Here is a 12,003-nt window from a genome sequence, read left to right as displayed (position 1 = left end):
CCTAAATCTTCCACTTATCCGTCCCTCGATCCGCTCGTCACTGGCCGACGCGCCCCGGCTGCAACACCTTCGAGAACAGTACGTCGCCGCCCTCCTGCCGCAGCCGGACGGTCAACTCGCCGCTGTCGCCGTCGATGTCGACCTCACCGAAGTACTGCGGGGTCTCCATCGGCGAGGTGTTGGCCCGGTTCGGCGCCTTGATGAAGCTCTGCTCGGGGCCGAACGTGCCGTCCAGCTTCACCGCCTGGAACCCGCCCGCCGCCAGCGGGCCCGAGACGAACTCCCAGAACGGCTCGAAGTCCTGGAACGCGGCGCGCGACGGGTCGTAGTGCTGGGCCGACGTGTAGTGCACGTCGGCGGTGAGCCAGAGCGTGCCCGTGATCCCGTCGTGCTTGATGTGGCGCAGGAGGTCGGCGATCTGCAGCTCACGCCCGAGCGGCGCCCCCGGATCGCCCTGCGCGACCGCCTCGAAGTTCACCTTGCCGTCGGGCACGACCAGGCCGAGCGGCATGTCGGAGGCGATCACCTTCCAGACGGCCCGCGACTGCGACAACTCACGCTTGAGCCAGGCGAGTTGACGGGCGCCGAGAATGCCGGTGGTGTCGTCGGGCTGCCGGCCAGGGGAGTTGGCATTGCGGTACGAACGCATGTCGAGCACGAACACGTCGAGCAGGGGACCCTGCCGCAGGACCCGGTACACGCGCCCCTCGTCGTCGCCCGGCGGCAGCGTCGAGACGGGGAAGTACTCACTGAACGCCCGCAGCGACCGCGCGGACAGGATGTCCGTGTTCTTCTCCGTGTAACGGGCGTCGTCCAGGATCTGGCCCGGGTACCAGTTGTTGTGCACCTCGTGGTCGTCCCACTGGATGACCGACGGCACCTGCGCGTTGAAGCGGCGCAGGTTCTCGTCGAGCAGGTTGTACCGGAACGCGCCGCGGAACTCGGCGAGCGTCTCGGCGACCTTGGACTTCTCCTCGGTCGTGACGTTCCGCCACACCCGGCCGTCGGGCAGCGTGACGCTGGGCAGGATCGGGCCGTCGGCGTAGATGTTGTCGCCGCTGCACAGGAAGAAGTCGGGGTTCAGGGCGCGCATGTCCTCGTACACGCGGTAGCCCCCGCGGTCCGGGTTGATGCCCCAGCCCTGGCCGGCGATGTCGCCCGACCACAGGAAACGGACGCCGTCCCGGCGGTTCACGGGGGCGGTGCGGAACGTGCCGGTGACGGGTTCGCCGGTGCGGCGCGGGTCGTCGGGGTCGGCGAGCACGACGCGGTAGTGGATCTGCTCGCCCGGCGGGAGGCCGCGCAGGCGGGTCGTGCCGGTGAAGTCCGTACCCGCGCCGATCAGCGGCCCCTGCCATCGGGTGGCGTTCCGGAACGACTCGGTCGCGGAGGTCTCCACGATCATGCGCGCGGGCCGGTCCGACCGCGTCCAGATCAGCCCCGAGTGGGCCGACACGTCACCGGCCTGGACACCCCACGCGGCCCCGGGCCGCCCCGACAGTGCGAAGGCCGGCGCCGCGCCCACGGCGGGCAGCGCGAACGCGGCCGAAGCCGCGAGCGAACCGCGCAGCACCCCACGGCGGCCGGGCAGAGAACTCGGCGGACGATGTGACATGAATACGCCTCCAGAGACGGGTCCCGACGACAGCGCGGTGCGCCCACCACGTGGGCGCCGCGATGCCACACCTACGTGCTCACCGCGGCGCACACACGAACCCCAAGTGAACAACCGCCCCTGGAGGTCGGGGAACCCGGCACGCGGACCGGATCCGGCCATGCCGCGTAGGCGGATCCGCCTACGCGGTCAGCGGCTGGTGTCCAGGATGACGCGGGCGACCAGGGCCGGGTCGTCGTTCATGGGGACGTGGCCGCAGCCGGGCAGCCGGACGAGGCGGGCGCCGGGGAGCGTGTGCTTGGCGCGGATGCCCTGGCGGCGCAGGAGCAGCCGGTCGCGGGTGCCCCAGGCGACGGTGACCGGGAGGTCCGGGACGTCGTCGGTGAACTGCACGTCCCGGCCCGCCGCGAGAGTCTGCGTGAAGCCGGGCGCGTCGCGCAGGGCCAGGGTCTCCGCGACCACCGCCTCCGGTGAACGGCGGCCGGGGCGGGCGTAGATGGTGCTCGTGAGGGCGGTGCGGCCCGCGGCGGACCGGGAGAGCCGATCGATCGCCGCGACCGGCAGCGCGCGGGCTCCCTGCCGCATCGCGAGGAGCGTGCCGAACGCGTACCGCCGCTCGGCCTCCGTCCAGAAGCCGGCCGGTGAGAGCGCGGTGACCGACCGCGCGAGCTTCTCGCGGCCGAGCTCGAGAGCCAGCAGGCCGCCCAGGGAGTTGCCCGCCACGTGCGGCCGCTCGACGCCCAGGGCCTCGCAGAACGAGCGGAGTGTGGGCACCACGGTCGGGAGGTCGTACGCGAGACCCTCGGGCAGCGCCGGGGACTCGCCGAAGCCCGGCAGGTCGACGGCGATGACGTCGCGCTCGGCGGCGAGGATCTGGAACACCGGCTCCCAGGCCTGCCAGTGGTGGCCTATCCCGTGCAGGAGGAGCAACGGCTCCCCTGCGCCCCGGCGTTCGTAGACCGTGGTCACCTGGCGGGGGCCTTTGGGGGTCTCGATGCTGAAGGACACCTCTGTGGCCATGTCGCTCCCTGTCCCCGACGCCCGCGCGACGGATTCTTAGACGGCTTGTCAGCAACAATTACCGCTGAGTAGCCTCCAGTTCAAGAGGGGGCGAGAGGGGGATCGGTGCGACCTCTCCGTGATGCGCGCCAAGGATCTCAACGCGCCCCACGGATCTGGTAGTTGAAGTCCCCGTGCCCGAACTTGCGGTACAGGGTCAGCCAGAACGGCATCATCAGCTCCACCGCACGGGCCGTCCCGATCCCGCCCAGGTCGATCACCCGCTCCTCGGGCCAGCCGAACTCCGCGAGCAGGTCCAGCGTCTCCCGCTTGGCGGCCGCGTCGTCGCCGCTGAGGAACAGCTGGTGCTCGCCGGGCACGCGCGACGGGTCCGTCATCACGGCGGAGTTGAGCGTGTTGAGCGTCTTCACGACACGCGCCCCGGGGAACTCGCGCTGGATCCGCTCGCCGACGCTGTCCTCGCCCAGCGGCGCGAGCCGCACGTCCCCGCCCTCCACGACCAGTGCGTTCGACACGTCCACGAGCAGCTTGCCCTCCAGGCGCTCCGCCCCGGCCGCCCGCAGCACATCGAGGGCGACCTGTCCGCCCACGGCCTCGATCACGGCCTCCCCGAACTGCGCGGCCTCCGCGAACGTGCCGTGACTCGCGCGGGGACCCGCGCCGTTCGCCCACTCCAGGGCGACCGGATTGTCCTTCGTGCGCGAGCCCAGCATGACCTCGTGCCCGCGCTCCACCAACGCGCCGGCGAGCGTACGGCCCACGACGCCCGTACCCAGAACCGCGTACCTCATATCGCCTCCCGAATATCGCCTCCCGAAGGGGCCGTCGGCGGCCCTCGGCGGCAGCCCGCCCATTGTGGGCCGCGCCGCACCGATTCCTCCTGGACACACGCCGCCGGGTCGGTTGGGATGGGGGAGTGGCAATCGACACCGTGACTGACGTCTTCGAAGAACACCGGCCGGTCCTGATGGGGGTCGCCTACCGCATGCTCGGCCGCGTGGCCGACGCCGAGGACGTCGTCCAGGACGCCTGGCTGCGCTGGTCGCAGGCCGACCGCGACGAGGTGCGCGAACCACGCGCCTATCTCGTCCGGGTCGCCACGCGCCTCGCCATCGACCGGCTGCGCCAGGCACAGGCGCGGCGCGAGGCGTACGTGGGCCCCTGGCTGCCGGAGCCGCTGGTCACCGACTTCGGGGCGACCGCGCCCGACACCGCGGAGAGCGCCGTCCTCGCCGACTCGGTGTCGCTCGCCGTGCTCGTCGTCCTGGAATCGCTCTCCCCGCTGGAGCGCGCCGTGTTCGTGCTGCGCGAGGCGTTCGGGTTCCCGTTCGCCGAGATCGCCACCACGCTCGAACGCAGCGAGTCCGCCGTGCGCCAGCTCGCGGGCCGGGCCCGCAGGCACGTCGACGAGCGCCGGCCGCGCTACGAGGTGGACCCCGCCGAGCGGCGCGACCTCACCGAGCGCTTCCTGGCCGCGGCGACGGGCGGCGACCTGGCGGGCCTGATGACACTCCTCGCGCCCGACGTGCGGCTCGTCGGCGACAGCGGCGGCAAGTCGAAGGCGCCGCTGCACGTCATCGAGTCCGCCGACAAGGTGGGCCGCTTCGTGCACGGTGTCGCCGGGAAGGGCGCCGGACTCACCGTCCGCTTCGTGGAGGTCAACGGCGGGCCCGCCGTCCTCCTCCTCGACGAGGGCAAACCCGACACCGTCCTCCAGCTCGGGATCGCCGAGGGCCGCATCCGGTGCGTGTACCTCGTACGCAACCCGGACAAGCTCGCGTCACTGGCCTGACGCCCGCTTCCCTGTTCCCGGCCGAAGCCCCCGCCCTGCCCGGGCGGGGGCTTCGCGTCGTTTCACGAACGCGGTGTGAACGCTCCGCGGCCCGTCATGAACGCTGCGCGGCCGGGGCCCCGGCTTGCGTCCGAGCGGCCCGAGGATTGGTCTTGACCAAGTCAGGGGGCGGGCCTACTCTCGCAGGGATAGTGCAGGAACCTTTAATAAACAAGGGCGCTAAACGCAGCCGGGACACGGTGATTGCGGAGGACAGGGTGGGGACCACGCAGGTGGAAGCGGCGCCGGAGCCGAAGTACTGGCACCTCAAGACCGTGCTGAGCGAGGCACTCGACTCCGAGTTCTCCGTGGGAGAGATCCTGCCGAACGAGCGGGACCTCGCGGCCCGCTTCGGAGTCGCCCGTGCCACACTCCGCCAGGCGCTCGAACAGCTCGAACTCGAAGGCAGGCTCCAGCGCCGCCGGGGCGTCGGCACCACCGTCGCCCCGCCCCGCGTCGGCGTGGCCGTCGCCTCCTCCGCCGACCAGGAGTGGCCCGGCGAGGCCGACGGCGACGCCTGGCAGACCGTCGACAGCGAGCCCGCGGTGCCGCCCACGGCCGTGGCCCAGGTCCTCGGCACCGCGCCCGGCGAGCGCGTCCACCGGGTGCGCCGTACGCGCGTGTCGCAGGGCCGGCCCGTCGCCGCCGAGCTGCTCTACGTACCGGCGTCGTCCGTGCCCGAACTCTCCGCCATAGACGCCCCGTCCGGGCCCGCGCGGGCGCGCGCCGTGCTGCGGGAGCTGCGACGGCTCGGGCTCGAGGGCCAGGACCGCGCCGTCGAGCTGGGCTCCGCCCGCGCCGACGACGCCAAGGAACTCGACCGGCTGCCGGGCGCGCCCATGCTCGTCGTCACCACCCGGTTCTACAGCGAGGGCGAGACCGCCGCGATGTCCGTGGCCACCTACCGCGCCGACACCTGCCGCCTCACCTTCGGCGACTCGGGCGGCGTCGAGATCCACCACGGCCCGGACCGGCGCGCCTCCTGACCGCGCACCCGCCGCCGTCATGCGGAGAAGGCCCACCGTGATCCGTCACGGCGGGCCTTCGGCGTCCGTGCGCCACCGCGCTAGCGCCGCGCGGTGACCGTCCCCTCGACTGCGAACAACTGCTCCTCGACATGATCGAGCGCGAGCCGCAGAGCCCCGGTCGCGACCGCCGCCTCGCCGAGCACCGACAGGGCCACGCGCGGCGGCCGCAGACAGTAACGCGCCAACTCCCGGCGCAGCGGCTCCAGTACGCCGTCCAGACCGGCCGCCCAGCCGCCCACGACGACCAGCTCCGGATCGAGGGCCAGCACCAGCGCCGCCACGTCGTGCACCAGACGCTGGAGGAACCGGTCGACCGCCGCGCCCGCTCGCTCGTCGCCCTCACGGGCCAGCGCGAACACCTCCGCCACCGCCTGCTCGTCGAGCGGGTGCAACGGCTCGTCCGTCGTCGAAAGCAGCGTCTCGGGGCGCACCTCGCGCCCCAGCAGATGCAGCGCCCCGATCTCCCCGGCCGCGCCCCCGTACCCGCGGTGCAGCCGCCCGCCGATCAGCGCGCCGGCCCCGGGGCTGAGGCCCGCCAGGACGAACACGACGTCGTCGGACTCGCTCGCCGCGCCCTTCCAGTGCTCGGCCACCGCGGCGGCGTTCGCGTCGTTCTCCACCAGGACCGGGCACTTGAAGGAGCGCCGCAGCCGCTCGCCGAGCTGGAGCCCCGTCCACTCCGGGAGCGCGGTGCCGAGACGCACGGTGCCGTCGGCCTCCACGATGCCGGGGGTGCCCACGCCGACCGCCCGAAGGGAGCTGCGCGCGACGCCCGCGCGGCGCAGCAGATCCGCGACCGCGGTCCGCAGCCGCTCGATCCGCTCGTCGGCCGGAGCGGCCTCGTCGACGTCCTTGGCGGCCGTGCCTAGCACCTTGCCGTCCAGGTCCGACAGGACGGCGGCCACGCGGTGCGGGCCGATCTCCAGGCCCAGCAGATGCCCCGCCTCCGCCCGGAACCGGAACCGTCGCGCCGGCCGCCCCTGGCGCCGCGTCCCGCCGTCGTCGACGGCCGTCTCCACGACGAGCCCCGCCGTGATGAGCCCTTCGACGACGCCCTCGACCGTGGGCCGGGACAGGCCGGTCACCGTCGTGATCTCGGTGAGCGTCGCGAGATCCGTGGCGCGCAGGGCGTGCAGCACCACCGCGGAGTTGATCCGCCGTAGCAGAGAGGGGTCCCCGCCGGTCAGCCGCCCCAACGTCCGTCCTCCCAGCTCGTGCGCGTGATGGCCGGATCGTACTCGCCGCCGCCGGCCCCGGCGAGCGCGGGTGCACTTCTGCGCCACGGGACGCTCAGCCGGGCGAGACGAACCCGGATTCGTACGCGGCGATGACGGCCTGGGTGCGGTCCCGCGCCCCGAGCTTGGCGAGGACGGCGCTCACGTGCGACTTGACGGTCTCCGTGCCCACGACGAGACGCTGCGCGATCTCCGCGTTCGACAGGCCCCGCGTCATCAGGCGCAGCACGTCCGCCTCCCGCTCCGTGAGGGAGGCGCGGTCCATCGCCTCGCGCGCCGACGCGTTCCCGTACTCGGCCGCGAGGCGTCGTACGGCTGCGGGGAACAGCAGCGACTCGCCCGCGGCCACGAGCCGCACCGCGTGCACGATCTCGGCCGGCCGCGACCGTTTCAGCAGGAACCCGTCCGCGCCCGCCCGCAGCGCCCCGTACACGTACTCGTCGTTCTCGAAGGTCGTGATCACGAGGATCTTGGGCGGCTCGGGCACGCCGCGCAGCACCGCGCGCGTGGCCTCGATCCCGTCCAGGAGAGGCATCCGCACATCCATGGCGACGACGTCCGGCCGCAGCCGCCGCACGAGTGGGATCACCGCGGCTCCGTCGGCGGCCTCACCCACGACCTCGATGTCCCCCTGTGCCGAAAGCACGGCCCGCAACCCCGCACGCACCAGCGGTTCGTCATCGACAAGGAGCACGGTGATCGACATCCGGACAGCGTAGAGGAGGGGGTACGGGGATGATGCCTGTGCGGGCCGGGCCGCACGAGCATCATCCGGGCCCGCGCGTAAAGGGATTCAGCCGAGCGGCAGCTCGACCTGCACACGCCACTGGCCCTCGTGCGGCCCCGTCCGTGACTGCCCGCCCAGGAGTGCCGCCCGCTCCCGGATGCCCCGCAGGCCGCTGCCGCCGGTGCGGGCCTGCGCCGGTGTGCCCGGTGGGAGCGGGTTGCGTACGTCGAGCCGCAGGCGGGCGCCGTCGACCGTGACGGCGACGCGGATCGGGACGGTCCCCGAGTGGCGCAGCACGTTCGTGAGCGCTTCCTGGAGGATGCGGTAGCCCTCCCGGGAGACGGGGCCGGGCACCGTGTCGAGAGCGCCGGCCAGTTCGGCGTCCACCTCGGCGCCCGAGGCACGCGCCGAGTCGAGGAGCCGGTCCGCCTCCGAGAGGGTGGGGCGGCGGCTCGCGGGCTGTTCCGACTCGCGCAGCACCAGCAGGACACGCTCCAGATCTTCGAGCGCCGCCCGGCCGGTCTCCTCGATGGCGTGCAGGGCGCGGTCGGTGAACGCGGGGTCGGCGGCCGCCCGCGCGGCGCCCGCCTGCACGACGGCGACCGTCAGTGCGTGCCCGATGGAGTCGTGCAGCTCGCGGGCGATGCGATTGCGTTCGAGGAGCTGCTCGGTGCGCTCCTCCAGGGCGGCCAGACGTTCCGTGGCGGACGGCCCGAGCAGGCCCAGGGCGGCTGCCGCCATCAGACGCCCCGCGAGCGCGACCCCGTACAGGAGCACCAGCAAGGGCACCGGCACGAGCAGGGCGCAGGGCCACCCGTGCCCCGGCACCGGGATCAGGGACTCGCCGTCGGCCGGGCCTCCCGCAGCGGCGTCCACCAGTTCCAACGAGAACGCCATCAGCTGCTCGGTCACGAACGCGACCGCGCAGCCCGCCCACAGACGCAGCGTCAGCCAGGCCGCCGTCCTGCCCCGGTCACGCCACGAGGCCGACGGTGCCACGGAGACTCCTGGCTCCCGCGAACCGTCCTCCACGCGCGCGTGCGCACCCGGAAACAGCATCAGCCGGGCCTGGAGTCCCTCCGCCCTGCGGACCACGGGAATCACGGCGGCCACGAGGAGGAGCGGGACCGGGATCAGCAGGATCACCAGCCAGTCCCCGAACCCGGGCCTGGTGAGCCCCGGGTACACCGCCCCGCACACCAGAGCGACGACCGCGCCGACGAGGAGATGCAGCCAACGGGTGTACGTGACCGCACGGGTGAGCGGCGCGAGGAGGCGGGACATGCCGCCATCGTGCCAGCGGCGGAGGCACGGACGGCTCCCCCGCACGGGGGAGACGCCGTCCCCGCGCGGGGGAGGACCGGGCAGCGGCACGGACGGAACGCTGAACCCATGACCAGCATCGACGTCCAAGAACTCACCAAGGAGTACGGCACGACCCGCGCGGTGGACCGCCTGACGTTCAGCGTCCGCCCCGGCCGGGTCACCGGATTCCTCGGCCCGAACGGCGCCGGCAAGTCCACCACCATGCGCCTCGTCCTCGGCCTCGACCGGCCCACTTCGGGCACCGCCACCCTTGGCGGCCGCCCCTACGCGACGCTCGACGAACCGCTGCGCGAGGTCGGCGCCCTCCTCGACGCGCAGGCCGCACACGGCTCCCGCACCGCGCGTGACCACCTCCTCGTGCTGGCCGCCGCAGGCCGCATCCCCGTACGACGGGTCGACGAGGTCCTGGAACAGGCCGGTATCGCGGCCGTCGCCCGGCGCCGCGTCAGGACGTTCTCGCTGGGCATGCGCCAGCGCCTCGGCATCGCCGCCGCGCTCCTGGGCGACCCCGCCGTCGTGATGCTCGACGAGCCGTCGAACGGCCTCGACCCGGAAGGCATCATCTGGATCCGCGAACTCATGCGCGGCCTCGCCCGCGAGGGCCGCACGGTCCTCGTCTCCAGCCACCTCATGAACGAGACCGCCACCTTCGCCGACCACCTCGTCGTGCTCGGCCGCGGCCGGCTCCTCGCCGACACCCCGATGCGCGACTTCATCGAGGCCCACAGCGAGCGGCGCGTGCGGATCCGCACCACCGACCCGGCACGCCTGCGTGCCCTGCTCGCCGCCAGGGGACATGAGGCGGTCGCGGCGGGCGACGGCCGCTGGAGGGTCGGCGGGGCGCGTGCCGAGGACATCGGCGCACTCGCTGCCGCCCACGGCGTCCCCCTCCTCGAACTCGCCGACGAACAAGCCTCCTTGGAGCAGGCCTACCTCGCCCTCACCGCGGACGACACCGAGTTCGCGGCCACCGCCGACAACGCCCGCCAGGAGGCCTGACGATGTCCACCACCGCCGTGCTGCGCTCCGAATGGATCAAGGTGAGGTCGGTGCGCGCCAGCGCCGGCTCGCTCCTCGCGGTCTTCTTCACGACCGTCGCCATCAACGTCCTGGCCTCCGCCGCGGTCGGCCAGGCGGAGGCCGACAACGAAGGAGCGGACCTCCTCTTCGGAGCCTTCTACGCGTTCAACTTCGGCCAGATCGCGGCCATCGCCTTCGGCGCGACCGCTGTCTCCTCCGAGTACCTGGGCGGCGCCCTGCGCGTCTCCCTGGCCGCCGTGCCCGACCGCAACCTCCTCTACGCCGCGAAGATGACGGTCGTCGGCGGCCTCGCCGTCACCGCGGGACTGCTCACCTCGTTCGTCACGTTCCTGTCGGGACAGGCGTTCATGGGGCGCTACGCCCTCGGACTCGGTGACCCGGGCGTGCTGCGTGCCTGCGTCGGAGGTGGCCTCTACCTCGCCCTGATGGCCCTGTTCGCGGCCGGTCTCACCGTCGTGCTGCGCAGCGCGGCCGCCACCCTGAGCCTGCTCATCCCGTTCCTCCTCATCGTGTCGTTCGTCGTCGGTGACGTGGCCGGTTCGGTCGCCGACTTCCTGCCGGACCGGGCCGGACAGCAGGTGCTGCGCCAGCACCCCGCGGGCACCCTCGGGGCGTGGACGGGGCTCGCGGTCACCGCGGCGTGGGCGGCGGCCTTGCTCCTCGCCGGCTGGTGGGCGCTGCGCCGCAGGGACGCGTGAGGGGCGTGTGACGGCAGTCGCGTATCAGCCGGACGCCCCGCCGATTGTCAGTGGCGGCCGCTTTACTGGACGTCATGAGCACCGCACAGCATCTCGCGACGATCGATCTGCTGCGCTCCCGGGAGTTTCCCGCGGAGCACGGCAGATCGGACGCGGGCGCCGGCGGACCGGGTTACCACATAGCGGAGTTGGCGACCCGCGACCGGCCGGGGGATGACGGGGATGACGAGGGGTACGGGGACGCCGCGGGCGCGCAGGAGCAGACGGTCGCCGACCGGGACGGCCTCTCCGCGGTCCTGACGGAGCGCTGGGGGGAGCCGCAGTGGTTCAGCCTGTGGAGCGTCAGCCTGCGGGCGGTCGAGGGCGGCGAGGACATACCGGAGCCCTGGGCCGGGCTCAGCGCGTACGTTCCGGACGTCCAGGTGTGGCAGGCCGACGGCCGGTGGATCGTCCTCGGCATCCCGCTGGGCGCCGAGGACCTGCCGTTCCGGCTCGTCGCCGCGATCACGGACGTGGACCCGCCCTGAGACCGCACCCCATGAGCCGCGCTCAGGAACTCCCGTGCCACCATGGAATCTTGACAGGGCGTCAGGACATCAGTACGTCAGTGCATCAAGGCATCATCTGGGCGCGAGCAGCGCGGAGGAGAGCACGTGAGCGAGCACAGCGGGCAGCAGCCGGGAGACAGCGCCGCGCGGCACATCGCGCACAACGCCCGGGTGTGGAACTACTGGCTCGGCGGCAAGGACCACTACGAGGTGGACGAACAGGTGGGTGACCAGGTCACCTCCATGTACCCCAGCATCGGCGACGTGGCCCGCGCCGACCGGGCCTTCCTCGGCCGCGCCGTGACGTATCTCGCCGGCCGGGCCGGCATCCGCCAGTACCTCGACATCGGCACGGGCCTGCCCACCGCGCAGAACACGCACGAGGTCGCCCAGCGCATCGCCCCCGACGCCCGCGTGGTCTACGTCGACAACGACCCGATCGTGCTCACCCACGCCCGCGCGCTCCTCACCAGCACGGACGAGGGCGCCACCAGCTACGTCGACGCGGACGCGCGTGACCCCGAAGCCATCCTGCGCGCCGCGTCCGGCACCCTCGACCTCGGCCGCCCCGTGGCGGTCATGATGCTCGGCATCCTGAACTTCGTGCTCGACACCGCCGAGGCCACGTCCCTCGTACGGCACCTCATGGACGCGGTGCCCTCCGGCAGCCACCTCGTGCTCACCCACCCCACGCTGGAACTGGGCGGCGAGGGGAACGAGGAGGCGATGCGCTTCTGGAACGAGAACGCGACACCGCCGATCACCGCCCGCAGCCGGGCCGAGGTCGAGGGTTTCCTCGCAGGTCTGGAGGTCCTGGAGCCCGGCCTCGTGTCCTGCGCGCGCTGGCGCACGGACGCCGACGCCGAACTGGGCGACGAGGGGCCGCTCGTCGCCCAGTTCGGCGTCGTGGCCCGCAAGCCGTAGGCTCCGCCGG

The 12,003-nt window shown here is 73.0% G+C and carries 12 protein-coding genes; 6 read left to right on the top strand and 6 right to left on the bottom strand.

Translation table 11 applies throughout. The features are described from left to right. Nucleotides 1-37: 37 nt before the first annotated feature. The 3 genes from EOT10_RS17420 to EOT10_RS17410 form a co-directional block, all read right to left on the bottom strand. Entirely contained in the window at nt 38-1,615 is a 1,578-nt protein-coding gene (locus EOT10_RS17420) for an alkaline phosphatase D family protein (RefSeq protein ID WP_127829135.1), read from the bottom strand. A 189-nt stretch (nt 1,616-1,804) separates the two neighbouring features. Continuing rightward, nucleotides 1,805-2,635 (bottom strand): alpha/beta fold hydrolase, encoded by an 831-nt coding sequence (locus EOT10_RS17415; RefSeq protein ID WP_127829134.1) that lies wholly within the window; start codon nt 2,633-2,635, stop codon nt 1,805-1,807. A 137-nt stretch (nt 2,636-2,772) separates the two neighbouring features. After that, a complete protein-coding gene (locus tag EOT10_RS17410) occupies nt 2,773-3,426 on the bottom strand; it encodes an NADPH-dependent F420 reductase (RefSeq protein WP_127829133.1) in 654 nt (217 codons plus the stop codon). A 125-nt stretch (nt 3,427-3,551) separates the two neighbouring features. Here EOT10_RS17410 and sigJ point away from each other — a divergent pair, with 125 nt between their 5' ends. Further along, nucleotides 3,552-4,427 carry an RNA polymerase sigma factor SigJ gene (gene sigJ, locus EOT10_RS17405; RefSeq protein WP_127829132.1) on the top strand — a complete coding sequence of 292 codons (876 nt, stop codon included), beginning with the start codon at nt 3,552-3,554 and terminating at the stop codon, nt 4,425-4,427. A gap of 257 nt (nt 4,428-4,684) precedes the next feature. Continuing rightward, entirely contained in the window at nt 4,685-5,452 is a 768-nt protein-coding gene (locus EOT10_RS17400; protein ID WP_127829131.1) for a GntR family transcriptional regulator, read from the top strand. Between the two features lie 80 nt (nt 5,453-5,532). Here the strand turns inward: EOT10_RS17400 and EOT10_RS17395 are convergent, their stop codons facing one another. The 3 genes from EOT10_RS17395 to EOT10_RS17385 form a co-directional block, all read right to left on the bottom strand. After that, entirely contained in the window at nt 5,533-6,690 is a 1,158-nt protein-coding gene (locus tag EOT10_RS17395) for an ROK family protein (protein ID WP_127829130.1), read from the bottom strand. 94 nt (nt 6,691-6,784) lie between these two features. Then, nucleotides 6,785-7,435: a response regulator transcription factor gene (locus tag EOT10_RS17390; RefSeq protein WP_127829129.1), complete on the bottom strand. Its 651-nt coding sequence runs from the start codon at nt 7,433-7,435 to the stop codon at nt 6,785-6,787. 87 nt (nt 7,436-7,522) lie between these two features. Continuing rightward, nucleotides 7,523-8,740 carry a sensor histidine kinase gene (locus tag EOT10_RS17385; protein ID WP_127829128.1) on the bottom strand — a complete coding sequence of 406 codons (1,218 nt, stop codon included), beginning with the start codon at nt 8,738-8,740 and terminating at the stop codon, nt 7,523-7,525. A gap of 108 nt (nt 8,741-8,848) precedes the next feature. Here EOT10_RS17385 and EOT10_RS17380 point away from each other — a divergent pair, with 108 nt between their 5' ends. From EOT10_RS17380 to EOT10_RS17365, 4 genes are all read left to right on the top strand, one after another. Then, entirely contained in the window at nt 8,849-9,781 is a 933-nt protein-coding gene (locus tag EOT10_RS17380; RefSeq protein ID WP_127829127.1) for an ATP-binding cassette domain-containing protein, read from the top strand. 2 nt (nt 9,782-9,783) lie between these two features. Further along, nucleotides 9,784-10,521, top strand: a complete 738-nt coding sequence (locus tag EOT10_RS17375) for an ABC-2 transporter permease (RefSeq protein ID WP_189491683.1) — start codon at nt 9,784-9,786, stop codon at nt 10,519-10,521. 74 nt (nt 10,522-10,595) lie between these two features. After that, nucleotides 10,596-11,048, top strand: coding sequence for a hypothetical protein (locus EOT10_RS17370; RefSeq protein WP_127829125.1), 453 nt, complete (start codon nt 10,596-10,598; stop codon nt 11,046-11,048). A gap of 126 nt (nt 11,049-11,174) precedes the next feature. Next, entirely contained in the window at nt 11,175-11,993 is an 819-nt protein-coding gene (locus tag EOT10_RS17365) for an SAM-dependent methyltransferase (RefSeq protein WP_127829124.1), read from the top strand. Nucleotides 11,994-12,003 lie beyond the last annotated feature (10 nt).

Origin of the sequence: Streptomyces antnestii, from assembly GCF_004005495.1 — a bacterium.
GTDB classification, from domain to species: domain Bacteria; phylum Actinomycetota; class Actinomycetes; order Streptomycetales; family Streptomycetaceae; genus Streptomyces; species Streptomyces antnestii.
Note: the sequence above shows the minus strand (reverse complement) of the source record. Positions and strands in the feature narration are given on the sequence as shown.

Excerpts from the sequence above, each read along its gene's own strand:
- EOT10_RS17420 (WP_127829135.1), bottom strand. The coding sequence starts at position 1,615 with ATGTCACATCGTCCGCCGAGTTCTCTGCCCGGCCGCCGTGGGGTGCTG.
- EOT10_RS17415 (WP_127829134.1), bottom strand. The coding sequence starts at position 2,635 with ATGGCCACAGAGGTGTCCTTCAGCATCGAGACCCCCAAAGGCCCCCGC.
- EOT10_RS17410 (WP_127829133.1), bottom strand. The coding sequence starts at position 3,426 with ATGAGGTACGCGGTTCTGGGTACGGGCGTCGTGGGCCGTACGCTCGCC.
- EOT10_RS17390 (WP_127829129.1), bottom strand. The coding sequence starts at position 7,435 with ATGTCGATCACCGTGCTCCTTGTCGATGACGAACCGCTGGTGCGTGCG.
- EOT10_RS17385 (WP_127829128.1), bottom strand. The coding sequence starts at position 8,740 with ATGTCCCGCCTCCTCGCGCCGCTCACCCGTGCGGTCACGTACACCCGT.
- EOT10_RS17380 (WP_127829127.1), top strand. The coding sequence starts at position 8,849 with ATGACCAGCATCGACGTCCAAGAACTCACCAAGGAGTACGGCACGACC.
- EOT10_RS17375 (WP_189491683.1), top strand. The coding sequence starts at position 9,784 with ATGTCCACCACCGCCGTGCTGCGCTCCGAATGGATCAAGGTGAGGTCG.
- EOT10_RS17370 (WP_127829125.1), top strand. The coding sequence starts at position 10,596 with ATGAGCACCGCACAGCATCTCGCGACGATCGATCTGCTGCGCTCCCGG.